Source organism: Mesorhizobium sp. USDA 3734 (genome assembly GCF_056279665.1).
Genome location: NZ_JBWCCW010000001.1, coordinates 5,679,840 through 5,701,787 on the forward strand (window position 1 = coordinate 5,679,840; position 21,948 = coordinate 5,701,787).

Here is a 21,948-nt window from a genome sequence, read left to right on the forward strand (position 1 = left end):
CCTTCTGTGTCAAGAACTCGCAACGGGTACTTCGGGCGAGGAAGGGGAAGGCCATGGAACCCCTCGCTGTTACCGAAGGGTTTGGCAGACTCGGCCGTCATGTTCTGAAAGCACTGGCGGTCGCGCGCAGCTTTCGGTGATCGATCCGGCCCCTGTGCCTCCCGACTTCGATGGCACCGTTCCGGTGCAGAGTATCCTTGATCTCGACGCTATGACAGCCGCCTTCCGGGGCTGTGGCGCAGTCGTCCCTCTTGCGGGCGCTGGGTGCATCTTGGAACTGCCTCGAGACCGTTCCGCATGAACGCTGAAGGCAGTTGGACGGTTCTCGAAGCAGCGCGGATTGCGGGCGTGAAGCGCGTGATCCCCTGCTCCAGCAGTTCGGCGATCGGCTTCACCGCGGCCAATTTCCCGCATTGTCTACCAGTCCTTCCGGACCATGTAGTCGAGCCCTGGATCAAGGCCGGAAAAACTGCGCGCCCTGCTAACGGACAAGTTCAATCATTCCGTCGCGCTTCACCTAATCCGTCCAAAGCTACGGCGCTGAAAAAACTCCGATATTTTTGTCAACGATCTGCTTGCAACCAATCGCGACCTCCAGCGGGCTTGGTTTTGAACAAGCCGAAGGGCGGGCGGGATCAGACCCGCATCGGCCCTTCGTCATGTCTTGAAGGAACGGTGGGGGAGCGAGATACCCCCTATTTCTGGATTTGAGTCCAGATCTTCGTGTAAAGTTCACGCGCCTCGGGCGAGCACATTTTCTGCAGTTCGCCGCGCGCTTTCACCTCTTCCGGCACATTGATTTCGGGCGCCTGCTGCATGAAATCCGGCATGAATGCCACCGACCCGACGATGCCGTTGTTCGCGCCGTGGAATTCAGAAAGCTCTGCCGCGATGTGCGGATCCATTATGAAGTTCTGGAAAAGCTTGGCATTCTCGACGTTTTTGGCGTCCTTGAGGACCACCACATTGTCGCTCCAGTAGAAGAAACCCTCCTTCGGATAGCCGTAGCGCGCGGTCGGCTTGGCCTGGCGGATGCGCAGCGCCGTGCCGCTCCAGACATTCGTCGCCGAAAAATCGCTAGCCCCCATCTGGGGGATCGTATCGTACTGCATGGACACCCAGTTGTCCTTGGACTTGACAAGTAGGTCCCGAACCTTGGCGAGCAGCTTCTTGTCGGTGGTGCACTGTTCTCCTCCGAGATATTTGATCGCCGCATAGATGACGCCGCTCAGCTCCGGAATGACGTTCACTTTGCCCTTGAGTTCCGGCGGAGTGTCGAAAAGGATGCCCCAAGTGTCGACATCGCCCTTGTAGACGGCGGTGTCAACGATAACGCCAGCAGTTCCGAGGTCGAAGGGAACCGAATATTTCCGCCCAGGGTCGAAGTCGGGGTTGACCCATTCCGGCGCAATATATTTGAAATTCTCCATCTTGTAAGGATCGGTCTGAAGGAGAAGGCCCTCCTCTATCCAGATCGGAATCTGGTCATGGGAAGGCACGACGATATCGAAACCGTGGCCACCTGCGCGCACCTTGGCGATGGCGGTGTCGCTGGAATCGAAGTCGGTGAGCGTCACCTTGACGTTGTATTTCTCCTCGAATTTCTTGATGACCGAAGGGCTGGTCAAGTTCCCCCAGTTGTAGATGTTGAGCTCGCCTTCCGCATGAGCAAGGCAGGTAAAGGACGAGGTGAGGACCAAGCTCGTCAGGACTGACTTCCAGTTCATTCTGTTCCCTTTCTTTTTGTGGCATTTTTGTTGAGCACGAGCGACGTAGCGACGATCGCGACCGACAGGAGCAGGAAGCCGGTCGAGATCGCGTTAAATTGCGGGCTGGTTCCACGCCGGATCTGGCCGAGCATGTAGGTAGGTAGGGTGTCCTGGCCGCTCGATTTGATGAATTCGGTGATGACCACGTCATCGAGCGAAATGACGAAGGCCAGCATCGATCCCGCGAGGATCGCAGGCTTCAACATCGGAAGCGTAACGCGGCGAAGTGTCTGCCAAGGCGTGGCATAAAGATCGGCCGCCGCCGTTTCAAGAGCCCCGTCCATGGTCTGCAGCCGCGCCCGGATCGGCAGGAACGCGAAGGGAATGCAGAAGGCAGAATGGGCGGCGATGAGATAGCCGAGACCCGAATAGCCGGTGTAGACCTTAAGGGCACCGAAGAAGATCAGCAACGAGACACCAGTGACCACTTCCGGAACCGCGAGCGGCTGGTTGATGATAGCATAGACCAGACGCAACCCGGAGAAAGGCCGGCCGCGCGTCATGGCGAGCGCCGCCATGGTGGCGAAAATAGTGGAAACCACCGAGGCAACAAATGCGATCCGCAGCGAGCGGCCGGCCGCATCGAGCACCTCCGCATTACGGCTCGCTTCGACGAACCAGCGTAGGGAAAACCCACCCCAGGCCGAGATGGATGACGAGGCGTTGAAGGAGTAGACCACCAGCACGAAAACCGGCAGGTAGAGCGCCGCGAAGCAGACTGCCGCGATCGTACCGAAACCTGGGATATACCCAACTGAAAAACGCTTAGCCATGTAGCACTTCGTCCGTCCCGGCACTTTTGAGAAACAGGGAGAAGGCCACCATGGCGATGGCAACCACCGTCAGCGACAGCGCGGCACCGAGCGGCCAGTTGCGTCCCGCGCCGAACTGCAACTCGATCAGGTTCGAGAGCATCATGTTTTTGCCGCCGCCAAGCACGATCGGCGTGACATAGGCACCGATCGCGGGAACGAAGACCAGGATGCTGCCCGCAATCAAGCCAGGCTTGACGAGCGGCAAGACGATCCAGCGCAGTACCCGGCCGCGGGTGGCGTAAAGATCATAGGCGGCTTCGAGCAGCCGGAAATCCAGCTTCTCGATGGTGGCGTAAAGCGGCAGGACCATAAGCGGCAGGTAGACATAGGCCATGCCGAGCAAGATGGCCGTATCGGTATAGAGGATCTGCAAGGGACTAGAGATGATGCCCAGCTTGATCAACAGCATGTTCAGCAGGCCTTCATTGCGAATGATCTGGAGCACCGCGAAGGTGCGGATCAGCAGATTGGTCCAGAAGGGAATGGTGACGAGGAACATCCAGATTTCCCGGGACTGGGGCGGCCTGGTCGCGATGAAGTAGGCTGTCGGGAAACCAAGGATGAGAGTAAGCGCGGTCGTCAGGACCGCGAGTTTGATCGAGCGCCAGAAGATTTCAACATGCGCCCAGGCGAACGACACGCTGTCATCGAAAATGTCCTGATCAAGAAAGGCGGAAAACCAGGCTTTTCCGGAAAACGTCCAGCTGACGCCGCCATAGGGGCCGGGGCTGAGGAAGGAATAGACAAGAACGATCAGAAGAGGGCCGACGGCTGCGGCCATGATCAGGAGGACGGCAGGCGCGACCATGAGCAGCCTGCCTGTCATGGCACGGCGTTCCCGTCTCGCCGCTTCGCGTGCAATCTCGGACATTCTCTCAATCTCTCAGGATCTGTGCGGAGAGCGGCAAGGCGATACCGACGCGACTGCCAGGTACCACCTCCTCTACGTCGCAGGAATTATTCTGGACGCGGATCCAAAAAACCTGCCCACCCTCGGTCTCCACATGAAGCACAGTGTCAGTGCCTATGAAATCGACATCCCGGACGGTGGCGGGGAAAGCCTCGTTGCCGTCGATGGGCACTATCCGCAAATGCTCGGGTCGCAGGACGACCGTTGCAGTTTCGCACCCCCCGAATCCCTCTGGCAGCGTCGCTGGCATATCGATCCGGTCGAGGATGCGCACGATGGCCCGGTTACCGGAGGCCGAAACCAGCTTACCCTTGACGAAGTTGGTATCCCCGATAAAGGAGGCGACGAAGTGGTCCGCCGGATGGTTGTAGATTTCCTTCGGCCCACCGATCTGGAGGACCTTGCCCGCCGACATGACGGCGATGCGATCCGACATGGCGAGCGCCTCTTCCTGATCATGGGTGACGAAAATAAAGGTGATGCCGGTTTCGTGTTGCAAGCGCTTCAGTTCGACCTGCATTTCCTTGCGCAGCTTGTAGTCCAACGCGGAGAGCGGCTCGTCGAGAAGCAGAAGCTTTGGCTTAGGCGCAAGCGCGCGAGCCAGCGCCACGCGCTGGGCTTGGCCGCCCGAAATCTGGTCCGTGCGTCGGTCCCCGAACTGCTCCATCCGGACAAGCCGCAGCACTTCCGTCACGCGCGCCTCGACGGCCGCTTTCGGCTGACCTAGCATTTCCAGACCGAAGGCAACATTCTGCCGGATCGTCATGTGCGGGAAAAGCGCATAGGACTGGAAGACCGTATTGACCGGTCGCCGGAAGGGCGGCTGAGTGACAATGCTGTCGCCGTAAAGGCGGATATCACCATCCGAGGGAACATCGAAGCCTGCGATCAGACGCAGCAATGTCGTCTTTCCGCAACCTGATGGCCCAAGAAGCGTGAAAAACTCGTTTTCGCGAATATCGAGTGAAACGCTGTCCAGCGCGATATAGGGATTCGATCCGCGACCGTACACTTTGCGAACAGCCGCGATATCAACCGCGATCTTCGGCGATTGTTCAGACACATACCCCTCCATCGTCGAGGGAACAGCCGCTTGGGGGCACGGCTTTTATCTTCCCTTGGATTGTTCAGGGTGATAGTCGGAACTTTTGGCAGCACAAATATTGGGGTGCCCAAGGATATATTTGCCGCAGGGAATGTATGGGCAACCCGGCGTCTAGCTAAACGGGCATGAAGCGCAAAAAGCGGCGCTGGCAGCAATGGCCGGAGCCACCTCTCGAAACTCAGGGCGCCCGTACCCATTCAGGATGTCAGCGTCATATTGCTGATCAGGGGTTGGCTAACTATGACATCCGAAGCGCAATTAAGTAGCGAACCAATCAAGATCGATTTCACGTCCCGGTATCGTCAAAACTGAGTGACAGGCGCGGGCGAAGTAGCTGCCCACTAGATAGTCCGTCAGCGCCCGAGAACCGACAAGTTGCGGAACAGCTCCAGCGCCTCTGGATTGGCGAGCGCCTCCTTGTTCTTGATGGCGCGGCCGTGCACGACGTCGCGCACCGCAAGCTCGGTGATCTTGCCCGACTTGGTGCGCGGGATGTCGGTGACGGCGACGATCCTAGCCGGCACGTGGCGCGGGCTCGCGCCGCTGCGGATCCTGGCGCGAATGCGTTTTTCGAGTTCCTCATCGAGTTGCACGCCGGCGGCCAGGCGTACGAACAGCACGACGCGCACGTCATTGTCGAAGTCCTGGCCGATGCACAGCGCTTCCAGGATCTCCGGCATCTGTTCGACCTGGTTGTAGATCTCCGCCGTGCCGATGCGCACGCCGCCGGGATTGAGCGTGGCGTCGGAGCGGCCATGGATGATCAGGCCGCCATGCACGGTCCATTCGGCGAAATCGCCGTGACACCAGACATTGTCGAAGCGCTCGAAATAGGCCGCCCGGTACTTCTTGCCCTCGGGGTCGTTCCAGAAGCCGATCGGCATCGCCGGAAAGGCCCTGGTGCAGACCAGTTCGCCCTTCTCCTGTCGGATCGGCCTGCCATCGTCGTCCCAGACATCGACGGCAAGGCCGAGGCCAGGTCCTTGGATCTCGCCGGTCCAGACAGCTTGCGTCGGCACGCCGAGCACGAAGCAGGAGACGATGTCGGTGCCGCCGGAGACCGAGGCCAGGTGCACGTCCTTCTTGATGCCGTCATAGACGAAGCGGAAATCCTCCGGCGACAGCGGCGAGCCGGTGGAGGAAATCGCCCGCACGGTGGACAGATCATGCGTGCGGATCGGCTTGAGACCAGCCTTGCGCACGGAATCGATGAACTTGGCCGAAGTGCCGAAGAAGGTCATCTTCTCGGCATCGGCGAAATCGAACAGCACATTGCCGTCGGGATAAAAGGGCGAGCCGTCATAAAGCAGCAGCGTGGCCCCCGAAGCGAGCCCCGACACCAGCCAGTTCCACATCATCCAGCCGCAGGTGGTGAAGTAGAAGAAGCGGTCGCCCTCGATCAGCCCGGCATGCAGCCGATGTTCCTTGACATGCTGGATCAGCGTGCCGCCGGCCGAATGGACGATGCATTTGGGAATGCCGGTCGTTCCCGACGAGAACAGGATGTAGAGCGGATGCGAAAACGGCAGCGGCTCGAAGGCAACGGGCTTGCCGGCGAAGGGCGACAGCGCCTCTTCCAGCGCCACCGCCTTGTCTATGGTGGCGGCGACATCGCTCGATGTGCCGAGATAGTCGACGACCAGGATCTTGCGGACCGTGCCGAGCTTGGCCGCGACCGCGGCGATCTTGTCGGCGACCTCGATCGCCTTGCCGTTGTACCAATAGCCATCCGGCGCGATGAAGACGACGGGCTCGATCTGGCCGAAGCGGTCGAGCACGCCCTGCTCGCCGAAATCGGGAGAGCAGGACGACCAGACGGCGCCGATCGAGGCGGCGGCCAGCATGGCGGCGATGGTCTCCGGCATGTTGGGCATCATGGCGGCAATGCGGTCGCCCTTCTTCACCTTGAGCGACAGGAAAAGCTGCTGCAGCCGCGAGGTCAGTGCGTGCAATTCGTTCCAGGACAACCGGCGCTCGACCTTGTCCTCGCCGCGAAACACGATTGCCTCGCCCGGGCCGGTCTTCCTCAACAGGTTCTCGGCGAAGTTCAGCGTGGCGTCGGGAAAGAAGGAGGCTCCGGGCATCCTGTCGCCGTCGACGAGCACGCGTTCACTCCCGCTGGCACCGCCACGGCTCCCCTTGTCGCCGACGATGCCGCAGAAATCCCACACCAGGCTCCAGAACCCTTCACGGTCCTCGACCGACCAGCGGTGAAGTTCGGCATAGGAGGAGAAGGGATGTCCCGTCCTCGCTGAGGCCTCGACCACAAAGCTCGTCAATGGAGTCTGCGCAATCCGTGCCGGAGTTGGAACCCATAGGGGCAATAATGGTTTGTCACTCATTCGCATCGCTCGGCAAACTCAACATTGCGAAAAATTACTCGCGCATGATTTTATGAACATGACGCGCTAATCCAACCTGCCCATTACTTCGGAAAACAACCTCAGCCGCAGGCGTCTTGAACGATCGCTGTATTAAGTTTGCCGTACAGGAAGTGTTGAAGGGAAATCTCATTCAGCGGCGTTTTTGTCTGCATCTGTGCCCAGGAAGTGCTGGCGATACCAAATCGCGGTATCCGAAATATCACACAGCAGCGCAGCCTTGGCCGAGTCGGTACGGCCCTGACGAAGACCGACAAGAATTTCACCGTGGCGTAGAACGCCATTTCGAAAAACGACTGGGTCGTAGCTGTCTGCCTTGAACGGCATCCGCAGCATCGGGCCAGCCCGCACCCATAGGGTTTCGATCATTCCACAAAGCAGTTGCCCTCCCGCCAGGCGGTAGAGCATGAAGTGGAACTCCATGTTGGCATCTGTTACAGCTTCGGCATCATCTCTTTCAACGGCGAGCTCAAATCTCCGATTAGCCAGTTCTAGATCGTCCAATTGTTGTGGGCGCAACGGCAGTGGAATAAGCCGCATTGCTTCGCCTTCCAGCATAAGGCGGATACGAACGAGTTCCTCGAAATCCGACCAGTCCATTTCAGGTACGCAGGCCGACCGGTTGCCCAAGAGCTCCAGTGACCGCTCCGCAACAAGACGTTGCAGGGCATCGCGCACTGGCACCATCGAGGTCCCCAGCGCTTTGGCAAGGGCACGTATGGTGAGTTGGGCCCCAGGCTCGAAATGCCCCCGGATCAAGGCATTTCGCAGTATCGTATATACTTTGTCCTGAAGATTCACTTTCTCCATCAGTGAGACATCGACCCCCGGAAAGGCCTTCGACGTCGCAATGGCTCCTGCACGCCTACCCAAGCTTCCGTTCCTTTCCAGTTTCACTCATTCAATGGGTCACGGTCATGCCGCCGTCAACGATCATGAGATGGCCATTCACAAAGGACGCCGCTTCGGAACATAACATCAGCAGTGGCCCCCTTAGGTCTTCCACGGTTCCCCAGCGCTTGAGGGGAACGCGGGACGTGATTTTAGCATCGAACTCGAGGTTCTGCTGAAGTACCACATTAATCTCTGTCTTGATGTAACCCGGGCATAAGGCGTTCACACAGATTCCTTCGCCGCCGAGTTCGGCCGCCATGGATTTGGTCAAGCCCGCCACGGCGTGTTTGGTTGCAGCATAGGAATGCGCATTCGGCTTTCCGTGAAGTGCAAGGATGGATGCGACATTGACGATGCGACCCCATCTTCTCTCTCGCATGCTCGGTGCAAAGGCCTGGGCAAGCAGCAAGGGTGCGGTGAGATTGACTGCTATGACGCGTTTCCACTCTGCTAGTTCGACCTGCTCGAACGGTGAACGATCGATGGCGCCCGCGTTGTTGACCAGGATATCCGGCATCGCATCAAGGCGCGACGCCTCCTGTACCAACATGGCGATTGCAGCTGGGTCGGAGATATCGAACGCATGTGCGCTGGCGTCTCCCCCGCAGGATATTATCTCGTTGCGTACTTCTTCCAGCCGTCCAGCCCTGCGCGCAACCAGCAACACACGCGCGCCAGCCTTAGCCAATGTCACGGCGGCGTCACGCCCGATACCCGCGGAGGCGCCGGTAACCAGTGCGGTGCGGCCATGAAGCGAGAACAAGGACGCTGGCTCACTCATGATGCGAAACCGCCTCGAGCAGGGGCGAGCGATAGCTCTCGAAGTTTGCACAGACGCCGACCGACTGCCCCGAAATGGTGTGCGCTACATCGGACCCCAGGAACACGGCCATTGCCGCGACATCCTGCGCACTCACCGTGGTGTGCATCGACACGTTGTGCAGCATGAGCTTGAGGTAAGAGTCGCCCGAAAGTCCCTTTGTACCGGCCTGTTCCGACACGACACGGTCGAGCCTTGGCCCGGCGACCATGCCGGGTAGCAATGCATTGACGCGAATACCGAATTCACCGAGTTCGATGGCCAGGACGTCGGTCAGGCCACGCACCGCGTATTTAGATGCCGAATAAGGACCGCGCAATGGCATTCCCATACGGCCTGCCGTCGACGACAGGTTGATGATCGCCCCCGCCCGACGGGCCTTCATATCTGGAATAACGGCCTTGGCGCATAAGAATTGCCCGGTAACATTTACGGCGAGTGTTCGCTCCCATTCGGTCAGCGTGACCTCCTCGACAGGCTTGGTGGGGCCTGCGATTCCTGCATTGTTGACGAGGACATCGACGCCGCCGAATTCGGCCTTCACACGGGTGAAGAACTCCGCGACCTGTGCCTCGTCGGCCACGTCGCACTTGCCCACAAAAAACGGTGAGCTCATAACCGACTCCGTATCGACGTCACAAACGGCGACGCGCGCGCCAGCTCCGGCAAACGCTTGGGCGATCGCAAGTCCGATCCCGGAACCGCCGGCCGTTACGACCACGCGCTTGTCGGTGCAATCGATTATCATGATTGGAACTCCGTTGCTTGCGATTGAGGCACAGCCGCCTGCCTTGCGCGAGCGCGCGGCAGCAGAAACTCGCGTCCCATCGTCAAGCCGTCCGGACGAAGGACGAGGGCGAGCAGCATGCACAGGCCGAGCAGCACTTCACGACTGCCGCCCGGCAAGGTGAGGCTGTGACCAAACAGGTCGACGCCTATTTCCAACCGTCGAAACACTTCCGCCAAAACCGACAGCACAAGCGTGCCGACCACGACACCCGACAGGCTGCGGACGCCGCCGACTACGAGCATGGCCATGACGATAAAGGACAGATTCAGATAGACATTGTTGGCGGTGGTGAGCGCACCGTTGTAATGCCCCCACAGGATACCACCAAGCGCCACGACGGCCGCGCTGAGCACGAACGCCATCAACCTGAGGTGTTCGGCTCGTATGCCGGACGCCCTCGCAGCGACCAGATCCTCGCGCGTCGCACGCAGGAGAAGGCCGTATCGCGATCGCTGAAACAGCCAGGCAATCAGCAAGGCGCCAGTCGCTGCCACCAGCGCAAGCCTGGGTCCAACATAGACGGGAAGTCCCACCAGCGAGGCGGTTCCCTTGGTCCAATCGGTCCAATTGTTGTAGATGACGGAGACAACGATAAAGAACGCAAACGTGGCGATGGAGGCGGCAATGCCGCTCAGCCTCATCAGCGGTATGCCGATGACAATCGCCAGAAGAATGGCGAGCGCGACACCGCCGGCCACGCCGACATAGGGTGCAGCATGGACACCCTGCAGAAACTCGGGAAGGCCTGGCAGGATCACCTTCTTCATCACCGGCGGAATGGTCAGCCATGCCGATCCATAGGCTGCAACGATCATGAACGCGCCGTGACCGAATGACAGGATGCCCGAATTCCCGATGAAGACATAGAGACCTGTTACCATGACAAGCTTGATCAGCGTATCCGTGACGATGCGCGCCATAGCGGGGCTGATAGGGGAGAGACCAAAGGTCAGGGCCGCAAGTAGGACAACCCAGACCGCCCAGGGCCACAGGAACCGGGCAATCGCCCCAGGGCTCAGCTTCGTTTCATCGATCATCAGACACGCTCCCATGCAGACCGGACCGCGATGAGGCCCTGCGGACGGACAAGCAATGTGACTATCACCGCGGCGAAGACGAACGCATCGCGAAACGGCTGCAGATGCGCAGGCAGCAGCATCTGCAGAAGAGTGGTCAGCGCACCAACGAGAAATCCGCCCAGGGCACAGCCCGGCAAACTGCCCAGTCCGCCTATGACCGTCGCAACGAACCCGATCATAGTCAGCGAGACGCCGAAAAGCGGCGTCATGGAGCCTGTTTGCGCGACGAACAGAATTGTAACCGTGACAGCCAGTACTGCGCTGATGGCGAAGGCGGCGGCGATGACGCGATTGCTATTCACCCCGACGAGACGTGCCATGCGGGGATTCTCGGAAACCGCGCGCATCTGATATCCGATCCGGGTATAATTGATGAAGACGGCAAGCCCCGCCGTGAGGACCACCGTCGCGGCTATCTGCAGAAGGCTGACACCCGCAACCCGCAAGCCAGCGATCTCAAAGCTTCGGTTTATCTCCGGAAGGAAGTTGATGGTGCGGGTGAGTGAGCCGAACAGAACCACGTAGCAATGCTGGATCATGAAGCTGAGGCCGAAGGACACGATCATCAGTGTTTCTGGTGGCGCCCCACGAACCCGTTTGAACACCAGCCAGTCGCTCGCGAGGGCAAACAACACCGTGAAGACAAGCACGGCGAGTATGGCGATCGGCCAGTAAACACCTGCGGTTAGAAGCAACACATATGCCCCCACCATGATGTATTCGCCGTAGGCGAAGTTCACGAGCCCAATAACACCGAAAATCAGACCCAGGCCGAGCGCGGTCAATGCATAGAGTCCGCCCACGCTGGCGGCATCGATCAACATCTGTAGGACTGTCATCGCTCAGCCTCCATTTGTGCCGGAACACCCACGATGCGCGCTGCGGCACGCCCGAAAAGTACTTGCTCCACCAATCCATCACTCGCCAACTGCTTCGGCGTCCCTTCCGCGATCACGCGGCCGGCCTGTATGAGATAGGCCCTGTCGCAGACACCGAAGGCGCGCTCCGAATTCTGTTCGACGAGCAGGATCGACGTGCCGTCCTTCTTGAGTTCGGCAATGGCCTCATAGACCTTGTCCGTCACCACCGGGGCGAGGCCGAGCGAGGGCTCGTCCAGCATGAGCAGCTTCGGTTGAGCCATGAGTGCCCTTGCTATCGCCAGCATCTGCTGCTCGCCGCCGGAAAGGAAACCGGCCATGTGCTGACGTCGTTCCGCAAGACGAGGAAACAGAGCGTACATGCGCTCCGTATCGACGAGGATCGCGGCGCGATCGCTGCGACGACTCGCTCCGATCAGCAGATTTTCGTGGACATTGAGCTTGGTAAACACTTCGCGATTTTCGGGCACGACCGATATGCCAATCCCGACGCGCTGTTCTGCCGTCAGGGCGCCGATATCCTGCCCGGCCACGCGCGTGCTGCCAGACTGCATTGGCACCACACCCGCAATGGTCAGAAGCAACGACGATTTCCCGGCACCATTCGGCCCGATCAGCGCAACCGTCTCGCCCTGCCCCATACGGATGGAGATCCCCGCTACGGCGCGAACGGCACCATAGACGACAGTCAATCCGTCCAACTCGAGATGGTTCATGCCTTGCTCCCGAGATAGGCCTCGCGGACCATGGAATGATTGCGGATCTCGTCCGGCGTCCCGATAGCGAGTGTCTTGCCACTTTGCAGCACATGAACACGGTCACAGAGCTTGAAGACGACGCCCATATTGTGCTCGATCAGCAGTATCCCGGCGCCGGATTGCTGGATGGATTCCACGACGCTCAGCAAGACAAACGCCTCGTCCTCATTCATGCCCGCGGCAGGCTCGTCCAACATGATGAAGGCGGGACGGGAAATCATCGCGCGGGCTATTCCAACCCTTCGCTCAATTCCATAAGGCAACGCACGCGCCTCGGTATTCGACCAGTCGCCCAGATCGAGAAGATCGAACAGTTCCCGCTCGCGAGCGCGGCACTCTGGACCACTCAGGCCGATCGCAAGGCCCGCGACCTTGATATTCTCCGACACCGTCAAAGCGGGAAACAGACGAACTGCCTGGAACGAGCGCACGAGCCCGGCGCGCACCCTCTTTTCGGGTTTTGTGGAAGTGATGTCGACGTCGCCAATCTTGACGGATCCCGACTTCGGTTTCTGAAAGCCGGAGAGCACATTGACGAACGTCGTCTTACCGGCGCCATTCGGTCCGATAAGACCAAGTATCTCCGAAGGGCGGATATGAAGATCGACCTGGTCGATCACGGTCAGTCCACCGAAGCGAACAGTGATGTTCGTTGCGACAAGGGCATTGTTCATGGCGGCGGCCTCCTGCGAAAAAGCATGCTGCCGCGGACGTGCCGCGGCAGCAAGGCGTCATCAGAACTGTGGCGGATAGACGGTCTTGGCCGCGCGCCGTCCAATCGGCTCGAACTTGCCGTCGGTCGCCTTCATCAGCAGCATGGGGCTTTTGAGGTTTATGTGCAGGTCGGGCGTGAACGTGGCGCCACCCGTAAGCAGCGGCTCGTCGGAAAAGGTCTCGAGCGCGGCTTTGATTGCCTGCGCATCAAGGTTACCGGCTTTTTTCACGCCGCGCGCCCATGCTTCGACAGCGGTGTATCCAGTCACGACATGGCTCATCGGCGCTGCTTCTCCGAACTTTTCCTTATAACGAGCCATGAAGTCTGCGATGCGCGGATCGGGATCGTTGCCGTGAATTGAAGCGTACACCGCGATGTAGAAATTGGAGAGATCGGGAACCGCGTCGAGCCAGTAGGATCCGTCCATCGATTCCGAAGCAAGCACCGGTAGGCCAATGCCGCCTGAGCGCAGCTGACGCATCATCGAGCCGTTGTTGGTGAAGCCACACCACATGACGAAATCGGCCTTGCTGCCTTCCGACTTCATGCGCGAAATCTGACCGGAAATGGTATTGTCATTCAAACCGTTCCAGGTGTCCTCGCCAACGATGCTGGCCTCGCCTTTGAGGTCAACCCATCGCTTTCGGAAATTATCGCACAGCGACTTGGTGTATTCGATGGCGGTGTCCTTCATGATGTACACGTGATCCCACCCTTTTTGCTCCGTCGCGAATTCGGCAAGCAAGGCACCTTGTCCGTTGGTAGCCAAAGACATGGTAAAGGCAAGCGGGCCTACCCCTTGGATGCCAAACTTGGCATCTGCCGCACAGCTCGACATCGCGATCTTGCCAGCTTGCAGGGTCGCGAGTGCTGCAGGGGCCCCAAAATCGTAGTCGCAGGCAACGATCACCATCTCGGCGCCCGCGTCGAGGACCTCAAGAGCGGCAGTCGGCCCAAGTGACGGGTCAGACTTCGTGTCGCGAATGACCAGTTTCAGCGGACGGCCCAGCAGACCACCCTTGGCATTGATGTCATCAACCGCCAGTTGCGCACCCCGTGCCGCACCCTTGTCCCAAGGCTCGAGTACACCCGTTTGGCCCGACGCCACGCCGATGACGATCGGATCGCCTTCGGCACGAACCGTATTGACGCTGGCGACGGACAGCGCGGCGGCGCAAACCGCGACAAATATGCTTCTCATCGTAGTTCTCCTCTTGTTGGTTACTGCTTCAGTTACAGTTTCTCAGACCGAACGGAGTGCATCCGTACCGGCCCGGTCGATACCGAGATCCTCGCTGGCGACGACCCCGTAGACATCGCGGGCACGTTCCTTGCTAATCATCCCCTCCCTCAGGTCATTCAAAACTTTTTCCGCGGAGCGCTTCTTCGGATCCCCGAACCCGCCCCCGCCGCAGGAATAGGAGACGACGCGCTCGTCCGGAGCGATCGCGACCGAGACAACGACGGGCAATTCCTCAAGACTGCCGTCGGCGCGTTTTCGGTACTGGCGTGCGCCATGGGCCGTACCGCCGCCGGCGGCCCCCTTGGCTGCGTTGATTGTGCCGTCGCTGACGGCGTTGACGGTCATCGTGCATCCAGCCGGGCCGTATTCGCCCATCAGGCTGGGCGCGCCGGTAAACTGGCCCGCGCCTTCGGAATCCGTCACCAGGCGACGCTGGTAGCAGCGGATCGGGTAGGCCATTTCAAGGATTTCGATACTATCGATGTAGAGCATGCCTGCATTGCCGGCATGTGCGATCGTCATCCAGGAATCCTGTGTTGGCGTCCCGGCACCGGCCGTGGCGCCAAGGAATATCTGGTTGACGAAAGGACGCCCCTTGCGGGGATCCTTGCCCGAGATCACGGCCATGGTTGCCGGGCTGAGAGCGCCTGTCTCGGCCTGGCCAAATCGGCTGTCCATTGACGCGATTGCGGTCTGAACCGAATTGCTGATGCGGTCGGCGACGTTGGTGGTCGCCACCGAGCAACTTGTGGGATGCTTGGGAATGCCGACCACTCCGCCTTCGCGGAGTTTCAGGCGCACCCGGCTGAACGATCCGGCGTTTCGCGGGACATTGTGGTCGATCGAGTTGAACACGCCGATCAGCGCCGCCGTGCGGGTGCAGGCCTCGGAGACATTGATGCCCAGTTCCAGGGCGTCGATATTGTCGGTCAGGTCGATGTCGATGAAACCCTCTTGCGGATCGACCGACACCGTCGCCTTGATCTTGACGCCTTCCTCGGGAGTTCCAGGCAGTGCGTCATGCGTGCTGGACGAGGTCGCGGTTTTCCTCGGAAGGCGCGAAATGGCATTGCGCATGCGGTCAGCGCTGTAGGCGAACCACTGCTCGCCGTATTCGGCAAGCTGATCCCAGCCGAACTCCGCACCGATGGCGTGGATCTCGCGTTCGGCGATACGCCCGGCGCCGATCATGCCCAGATAGTCGCCCCACCACTGTTCGGGCACCCGGATGCGCATCTTGCACATGCGGATGATGTCATTGATGTCCTTGTAGTCTCGCTGCACCTGGACGGCCGGGAAGATCAGCGCTCCCTCGTGGTAGACGTCCTTGGCATGACCGAAATAGGTTGTCGGAATGGAGTTTCCGATATCCGCCTGGTGTGCCTTGACGATGGCGGTGTATCGATGCCTGCCCGCCGCATCGAAGACCGGGACCAGGATGGACAGGTCCGCGGCATGGGAACAGCCATGATAGGGAGAATTGTGCAGAAAAGCGTCGCCTGGCCTCAGTGTCGGGTGCAGGTCGCACATCGACTGGGCCATCATGTCCGGCCCGACGAGAACGTGAATCGGGATACTCTCGGCCGTGGCCAGCAATCGATTGTCGGCAGTGACGATGCAGCAGGAGAAGTCTCTTGCGGTCGCAAGAACGCCCGAGCGCCCGGTACGCAACAGGGTGTTCGCCATCTTGCGTGCCACCGCCTCCCAACGATTGTTGAGAATGGCGAGCTTCACGCCGTCGATGGTGCTTCCGGACGTCATCCCCCGGTTCGCGGGAAAGTTCATGCGTTTTCTCCCAGAATTTCAATGACCACTGAGCCTGACGTAACCTTGCGCGCCTCGGAGCCGGGGAACACGACCACGGTCGTGAACGGCGATTCCACGATTGCAGGTCCACGCACCTTTCTGTCCTCGGACATGTCGGAGAACCCGACGAGCGGCACTTCGGCCATGCCGGTCTCGCGGAAGTAGCATCGGCGGGACGTGGAACTCTCCGGCGAGGCGATATTGTGCATCTGACCTATCTCACCGGAGCGGATCTTCACGGAGACGTCGACGCGCCAGCCGACGATCTCCACGGGTGCCCCCTCGTCTCGAACGGCGAAGAGTTTGTCGTGGGTCTGGTGGAAGGCCTCTTCCAGCGCGGCGACGCCTTCAGCGTCGCCGATGGCTTCCTGGGGAAGCGGCACTTCGATATCCCAAACCTGCGACGGATAGTGCCCTTCGAAACTGAAGATCATTCGGCTTTCGAGTGCCTGCTCTCCGGTGTTGGCGAGGAATGCGCGCGCCCGGGATGCGAGTTCCGCGAGGGTGTTTCGCACGAGGTCGAAGTCGAAACTGTCGGTTCGCGTCGCGGCGATAACGCGGAAATTGTTCGTCAGTTCGGAGATCAGGCCGCCGCCTGCCGACAGGGCCGCCCCGACTTGTGGCATGATCAATTGCCGGCATCCAAGACGACGCGCGATCAGCACGCTGTTGAACCCTGCCGCGCCACCGCCGCCGACGAGTACCGCCTGGGCCGGATCAAAGCCTTGCGCCACGGTGATATCATCGATGGCCTGCACCATGTTCTCGGTCACGACATCCAGAATCGAAGCGGCGGCTTCGTGGAGCGACAGGCCAAGAGGATCCGCGATCTTTTCCTGGACCGCATGTCGGGCCGCTTCCAGGTCGAGCGCAATCGCCCCGCCAAGGAAGTTGTCGGGATTGAGATAGCCCAGAACGAGCGCCGCATCGGTGACGGTGGGTTCAGTCCCGCCATTGCCGTAACAGACTGGCCCCGGCACGGAACCGGCACTGCGGGGGCCGACCGACAGCAGGCCGCCTTCGTCGACCGACGCGATGGAGCCGCCGCCGGCGCCGACGCTCTTCACATCAATGGACGGAAAGCCGGTCATGTGCCCGCGGAATGGTTGTCCAATCCAGGTGTCTCGCGCCCACGGTATCGAGCCACCTCTTATGAGGCTCACATCGTAGGTGGTGCCCCCGGTATCCGCGACGATGGCGTCCGACGCCCCGGCATCGACCAAAGCGAAGTAACGGCCAGCAACCGGAGCCATCGACGGCCCGGAATTTATCGAGTGGATCGGCTGCTTGGCGACGTCCGCGGCGTCGAGGACGCCGCCTTGGGAAGTGAGCACCAGAACGCGCCCGAGGAACCCGGCGTCACGCAAGCGTGCCTCCAGCGTTTCCATGTAGGCCGCCATCAGAGGCTTCAGGGAAGCGTCAATCGCCGTTGCCGACGTCCGGCGGTATTCGCGCAGTATCGGGTTGACCTCATATGACAGGCTGACCGGCACACCTGGCAAATGCTTGGCCAGGAGTTCGCCGAGCCGTTTCTCGTGAACTGGATTGACCACCGACCAGAGCAGGCTCACGGCAACGGCCTCGATATTTTCGGCCTTGAGTTTCGCGATCACCTCCAGCGTGGCGGGCTCGTCGAGCGGAACGTCGATCGATCCGTCGGCCAGCACACGCTCAGGTATTTCAAAGGTCAGCGCGCGCGGAATGTAGGGCTTGGGATAGGGAACCGTGAAATTGAACGGCTCGATGCGCCCTCCTTCGCGCAGCACCAGCACTTCCGGGTTACCCCAGGTCGTCAACAGCGCCGTCTTCGCGGCCGTGCCGGTGACGATGGCATTGATGGCCCGCGTTGTTCCGTGAATGAAGAGGTCGCCCTTGCCCAGCATTTCGGATTGGCCCAGGCCATAGGCGTCAGCCGCCGCCTGGAGGACATCGAGCACGCCACGGATCGGATCGTCGGGCGTCGTCGAGGACTTGAACATCCGGACGTTGCCATCATCGTCCTCAACCACCAGGTCGGTGAAAGTACCCCCAGTGTCAGTTGCAAAGCGCATGTGCCTAGTTCTCCCGTAGGTAATGTCCTGCGTATCGCTTCAGGGCGTCCGAAGATTAAGAGCGCCGTCAGATGCCCGTCTCCGAGGCGCCTTTCAGGTCGAGCATCACCCTCGCCTCCGCCGGCGTGGCCACGTCGATCGAAAGATCACCCAGGATCCGTCGGATCTTGGCCACTTGGTCGGCATTGGTGCGGGCAAGCTCGCCCTTGGAGATGTAGAGGCTGTCTTCCAGGCCGACGCGAACATTGCCCCCGAGGATTGCACCCATGGTGCAAAGGCTCATCTGATGCCGGCCGGCTGCGAGAATCGACCACTGGTAATCGGAACCGAACAGCTTGTCGGCGGTCGTACGCATGTGCATGACATCGGCCGGCGTGGCGCCTATGCCCCCCAATATGCCGAATATGGATTGAACGAACAGGGGAGGCTTTACCAGCCCCCGCTCCAGGAAATGAGCCAGTGTGTAGAGATGGCCGATGTCGTAGCATTCGAATTCAAAACGCGTCCCGCAACCCTCGCCCAGATGCTTGAGGATGTATTCGATGTCCTTGAACGTGTTGCGGAAAATGAAGTCGCGCGAGTTCTCGAGATAACGCGGCTCCCAGTCATGCTGCCAGTTCGGATATTTCGAGAGGATCGGGAAGAGACCAAAGTTCATTGAGCCCATGTTCAGCGAACACATTTCCGGCTTGAAGCGGAGCGGTGCGGCAAGCCTTTCCTGCACCGTCATGTTGTGGCCGCCACCCGTTGTGATGTTGAGTACCGCATCGGTGCCCGATGCGATCTCGGGAAGAAACTGCTCAAATATTTCTGGAGACGGTGTCGGGCTGCCATCCTCGGGATTGCGGGCATGCAAGTGAAGGATGGCCGCGCCGGCCTTTGCCGCACCGAGCGCGCTTTCCGTTATCTGGGCCGGCGTCAGTGGCAGATATTCCGACATGGTGGGCGTATGGATTGAGCCAGTCACCGCGCAAGTGATGATCACCTTGCGGCTGGATTTCGATTTCTCGTTCATACCTGTTCCTCACCACTAACCTGCGCGCCCTGCTTCAGCGCCTTCAACGATTTCAACTTCTCGACCAGCCAGCTCTGGCGGGCCGGAATTTCAACGATATCCAGCAGTTCACGCCGCGCGCTGGCGACCATCTGCGGCGCGCGGCCGTTCCAGTTGCTGGTGTCAGGCCCGCTGGGCGCCGAAGCGGCGAGGGCCGGTCCAAGGACACGGGCATAGGTTTCGAAGCCGCCCGAGGAGTTCAAATCCATGGTTTCGAACGGTCCGACGAACGCCCAGCGCATCCCAAGGCCCGAACGGACCGTGCGATCGACATCATCGGGATCGGCAATGCCGCGCTCGACAAGCGAAAGCGCTTCCTCCACCAGTGCCGCCTGGAGCCTGTTGAGAATGAACCCCGGGGCGGCGCGCTTCACTCGTACAACATCCTGCCCCAACGCCGTCATCAGCATCGCGGCCCGCTCCATGACCTCGGTGGAAGTGCTGCCGCCCGCAACCAGCTCGACGATCGGCAGCACATGGGGCGGATTGGCCGGATGAGCGATCAGGCAACGATCGGCACTTGCCAGTCCGGCAAAAATCTCATCAGGCAGCAATGCCGATGTCGATGACGCGAAAATGCAGTGAACGGGCGCGGCTGACGTGATCCTCGCGAAAACATCACGCTTCAACTCAAGACGCTCGGAGGCGCTTTCCTGCACATAGGTGGCCGAGGACACCGCTTCTTCGGCCGACGAGCAGAAGGCGACCAGAGACAACACGTCCGCGGTCAGCTCTCCCACCAACCAGGATCTAGCAGATTGCAGGCTTTCTTCGGACGGATCGTAAATCCGCACGCTGTGGCCGGCGCGAGCAAACAGATATGCCCACGATCGGCCAACCAGGCCGCTGCCAATAATCGCGATGTTTTGTGCCAACGTGGCGTTCCCCTTTTTCAAATTTCTAGGATCCCTAATCGCCGCCGTCAATATCGTTATAACAAAATTTTTTCAAGGCCGATCATACCGTCATCCTGAACACCCGATGAGTCGATGTGGTCACTTCAGGGGCAAAATTCATGAAAAAATGCGAATATTTGCAGGATTCCCACGCATAAGACAAACCCATCGACAGATCGAATATCTCGTGATATTGTTATGTCGAATTAAATATGCTGATGATTTCACCGCTCTTCGACGGATTCGGGGCAAGGCGCGGGGCAGCATTTTGTACGCCCGGCGCACAGCTCGCCGAGCTGGCGCAATGTTGTGATCGCAGTGGCGGGGGCAACCAAAGTGGCTGGACATTCGCGAACCGTGGCTGTCGTCGGAGCCGGACTTGTTGGCCAAAGCTGGGCGGCGCTGTTCGCCGTCCAGGGCTACGATGTCGTGGCGTGGGACCCTGCCCCGGATTGGGCTGCGCCTTTCAGGAAGGCCGTAGACAGAGCGTTACCGCAGGCTCGCGCCATTCGGCGAAAAGCCGTGACGGAAGGCACCATTCAGATTGCCTCCACCCTGAATGAGGCCGTATCGGGAGCCTTCTGGATCCAGGAGAATGCTCCAGAATCCGTTGCCCTCAAATTGAATCTCTACGAGCAGATCGAAACAGCGACCCCAACCGATGCGATACTTGCCAGCAGCACCTCATCATTCACCTGGTCCACCCTCGCGGAGAAATTGAACCGGCAGTCCCGCTTCGTCACGGCGCATCCGTTCAATCCCCCGCACTTGATGCCTTTGGTGGAAGTGTACGCTCCCGACCAGCAGACTCGCGAGAGAGCAAGATGCTTCTTCGCGGACATCGAACGGCATACTGTCTTTCTTGCCAATGAAGCCGTCGGGCACATCGCAAATCGCCTGGCTTCCGCTCTGTGGCGGGAAGCGGTCAGCATTGTCGAACAAGGCATCGCGGATGTCGCGGCGGTCGACGCGGCCCTCGTCAACGGCCCAGGCCTGCGATGGTCAGTGATCGGCTCGCATATGGCCTACCATCTCGGAGGCGGCAGCGGCGGAATGGAAGCCTATCTGCAGCGCTTGGGTCCAAGCCAGGAACGGCGCTGGGAAACGTTAGGAACTCCAAGACTGACGCCCGAGCTTTCGCGTCGCCTGATTGATGGCGTGCTGAATGAAGCTGCTGGTCGCTCGATCCCTGAACTGGAAGACGAGCGCGACGCAGCGCTGATACGAGCGCTTTCCGCCAGAGCGGTGACCTCCCCGTGACCATGAACGAAGCCCCCCGGATCGCCTTGATTCATGCTCTCGAGGAATCGGTGGCGCCGGCACGCGCCGCATTCGCACAAATCTGGCCGGAGGCATTTTGCTTTGATCTTCTCGACACGTCGCTTTCCGTCGACCGGGCGGAAGCCGGCCAACTTGACGAGGCGATGAAAGAGCGCTTCGCGGCTCTCGCCAACTACGCAACGGCATACCCCGGCAAGGCGGGACGAACAGCAGGTATCCTGTTCACATGCTCCGCCTTCGGCGCCGCAATCGACGCGGTGAAATCGAAAGTCCAGGTCCCCGTGCTGCGCCCCAACGAGGCGGCCTTTTCGACGGCGCTGCTCACGGGATTCCGATTTCTGATGTTGGTCAGTTTCGAGGCCTCACGCGATGCGCTTGAGGCGGAGTTTCGAGGGATGGCGGATGAGATCGGCAAGTCGGCCCCAATCACCACAATACTGGTCGAGGGGGCACTCGCGGCGCTGCAGGCCGGCGACGGCGAGCGCCACGATCGTCTTTTGACCGAAGCAGCCGTACATCACGCCGGTTCGGTCGACACCGTCATTCTTGGACAATTCTCGCAGGCACGCGCGCACTCGTCCATTGAACGCAGCCTGCCTGGCATAGCGGTCATCAGCACGCCGCATAGCGCGGTCGCCGAAATGCGCAGGCTCGTTTCACACGAATCGCGCCAACCACGAACGACCATCAAGAGGGGTTAGTA

The 21,948-nt window shown here is 60.0% G+C and carries 20 protein-coding genes; 3 read left to right on the forward strand and 17 right to left on the reverse strand.

Annotated elements, in window-relative coordinates; genetic code table 11:
* Window positions 1-297: 297 nt before the first annotated feature.
* A complete protein-coding gene (locus ACZ89F_RS27260; RefSeq protein ID WP_476095117.1) occupies window positions 298-711 on the forward strand; it encodes a hypothetical protein in 414 nt (137 codons plus the stop codon).
* Here the strand turns inward: ACZ89F_RS27260 and ACZ89F_RS27265 are convergent.
* From ACZ89F_RS27265 to ACZ89F_RS27345, 17 genes are all read right to left on the reverse strand, one after another.
* The gene (locus tag ACZ89F_RS27265) at window positions 696-1,727 is read right to left on the reverse strand and encodes an extracellular solute-binding protein (protein WP_476095118.1); all 1,032 of its coding nucleotides are present in this window, start codon (window positions 1,725-1,727) and stop codon (window positions 696-698) included. The genes ACZ89F_RS27260 and ACZ89F_RS27265 overlap by 16 nt on opposite strands.
* Window positions 1,724-2,542 carry an ABC transporter permease gene (locus ACZ89F_RS27270; RefSeq protein ID WP_476095119.1) on the reverse strand — a complete coding sequence of 273 codons (819 nt, stop codon included), beginning with the start codon at window positions 2,540-2,542 and terminating at the stop codon, window positions 1,724-1,726. The genes ACZ89F_RS27265 and ACZ89F_RS27270 overlap by 4 nt, the downstream gene beginning before the upstream one ends.
* Window positions 2,535-3,455, reverse strand: coding sequence for an ABC transporter permease (locus ACZ89F_RS27275; RefSeq protein ID WP_476095120.1), 921 nt, complete (start codon window positions 3,453-3,455; stop codon window positions 2,535-2,537). Before ACZ89F_RS27275 ends, ACZ89F_RS27270 begins: the two co-directional genes overlap by 8 nt.
* 4 nt (window positions 3,456-3,459) lie before the next feature.
* Entirely contained in the window at window positions 3,460-4,557 is a 1,098-nt protein-coding gene (locus tag ACZ89F_RS27280; RefSeq protein ID WP_476095121.1) for an ABC transporter ATP-binding protein, read from the reverse strand.
* A 395-nt stretch (window positions 4,558-4,952) separates the two neighbouring features.
* Window positions 4,953-6,941 (reverse strand): acetoacetate--CoA ligase, encoded by a 1,989-nt coding sequence (locus tag ACZ89F_RS27285; protein ID WP_476095122.1) that lies wholly within the window; start codon window positions 6,939-6,941, stop codon window positions 4,953-4,955.
* Between the two features lie 168 nt (window positions 6,942-7,109).
* A complete protein-coding gene (locus ACZ89F_RS27290) occupies window positions 7,110-7,853 on the reverse strand; it encodes a GntR family transcriptional regulator (protein WP_476095123.1) in 744 nt (247 codons plus the stop codon).
* Between the two features lie 28 nt (window positions 7,854-7,881).
* Window positions 7,882-8,655, reverse strand: a complete 774-nt coding sequence (locus ACZ89F_RS27295; protein ID WP_476095124.1) for an SDR family NAD(P)-dependent oxidoreductase — start codon at window positions 8,653-8,655, stop codon at window positions 7,882-7,884.
* Entirely contained in the window at window positions 8,648-9,442 is a 795-nt protein-coding gene (locus ACZ89F_RS27300; RefSeq protein WP_476095125.1) for an SDR family oxidoreductase, read from the reverse strand. The genes ACZ89F_RS27295 and ACZ89F_RS27300 overlap by 8 nt, the downstream gene beginning before the upstream one ends.
* Window positions 9,439-10,521, reverse strand: a complete 1,083-nt coding sequence (locus ACZ89F_RS27305) for a branched-chain amino acid ABC transporter permease (protein ID WP_476095126.1) — start codon at window positions 10,519-10,521, stop codon at window positions 9,439-9,441. The genes ACZ89F_RS27300 and ACZ89F_RS27305 overlap by 4 nt, the downstream gene beginning before the upstream one ends.
* Window positions 10,521-11,402, reverse strand: a complete 882-nt coding sequence (locus tag ACZ89F_RS27310; RefSeq protein WP_476095127.1) for a branched-chain amino acid ABC transporter permease — start codon at window positions 11,400-11,402, stop codon at window positions 10,521-10,523. Before ACZ89F_RS27310 ends, ACZ89F_RS27305 begins: the two co-directional genes overlap by 1 nt.
* Window positions 11,399-12,157: an ABC transporter ATP-binding protein gene (locus tag ACZ89F_RS27315; protein WP_476095128.1), complete on the reverse strand. Its 759-nt coding sequence runs from the start codon at window positions 12,155-12,157 to the stop codon at window positions 11,399-11,401. Before ACZ89F_RS27315 ends, ACZ89F_RS27310 begins: the two co-directional genes overlap by 4 nt.
* Window positions 12,154-12,873, reverse strand: coding sequence for an ABC transporter ATP-binding protein (locus ACZ89F_RS27320; RefSeq protein WP_476095129.1), 720 nt, complete (start codon window positions 12,871-12,873; stop codon window positions 12,154-12,156). Before ACZ89F_RS27320 ends, ACZ89F_RS27315 begins: the two co-directional genes overlap by 4 nt.
* A 60-nt stretch (window positions 12,874-12,933) precedes the next feature.
* Window positions 12,934-14,115 (reverse strand): ABC transporter substrate-binding protein, encoded by a 1,182-nt coding sequence (locus ACZ89F_RS27325; RefSeq protein ID WP_476095130.1) that lies wholly within the window; start codon window positions 14,113-14,115, stop codon window positions 12,934-12,936.
* Window positions 14,116-14,157: 42 nt separating this feature from the next.
* Complete coding sequence (locus ACZ89F_RS27330; RefSeq protein WP_476095131.1) at window positions 14,158-15,942, reverse strand: hydantoinase B/oxoprolinase family protein; 1,785 nt, start codon at window positions 15,940-15,942, stop codon at window positions 14,158-14,160.
* Window positions 15,939-18,014 carry a hydantoinase/oxoprolinase family protein gene (locus ACZ89F_RS27335; RefSeq protein ID WP_476095132.1) on the reverse strand — a complete coding sequence of 692 codons (2,076 nt, stop codon included), beginning with the start codon at window positions 18,012-18,014 and terminating at the stop codon, window positions 15,939-15,941. The genes ACZ89F_RS27330 and ACZ89F_RS27335 overlap by 4 nt, the downstream gene beginning before the upstream one ends.
* Window positions 18,015-18,081: 67 nt before the next feature.
* Window positions 18,082-19,029 (reverse strand): 3,5-dioxohexanoate:acetyl-CoA acetone transferase, encoded by a 948-nt coding sequence (gene kce, locus ACZ89F_RS27340; protein WP_476095133.1) that lies wholly within the window; start codon window positions 19,027-19,029, stop codon window positions 18,082-18,084.
* Entirely contained in the window at window positions 19,026-19,943 is a 918-nt protein-coding gene (locus ACZ89F_RS27345) for a 3-hydroxyacyl-CoA dehydrogenase NAD-binding domain-containing protein (RefSeq protein ID WP_476095134.1), read from the reverse strand. Before ACZ89F_RS27345 ends, kce begins: the two co-directional genes overlap by 4 nt.
* 378 nt (window positions 19,944-20,321) lie before the next feature.
* On the opposite strand from ACZ89F_RS27345, the gene ACZ89F_RS27350 reads away from it, so the two are divergent.
* Complete coding sequence (locus ACZ89F_RS27350; RefSeq protein WP_476095135.1) at window positions 20,322-21,224, forward strand: 3-hydroxyacyl-CoA dehydrogenase NAD-binding domain-containing protein; 903 nt, start codon at window positions 20,322-20,324, stop codon at window positions 21,222-21,224.
* Between the two features lie 2 nt (window positions 21,225-21,226).
* The gene (locus ACZ89F_RS27355; RefSeq protein WP_476095136.1) at window positions 21,227-21,946 is read left to right on the forward strand and encodes an aspartate/glutamate racemase family protein; all 720 of its coding nucleotides are present in this window, start codon (window positions 21,227-21,229) and stop codon (window positions 21,944-21,946) included.
* The last annotated feature ends 2 nt before the right edge of the window (window positions 21,947-21,948 follow it).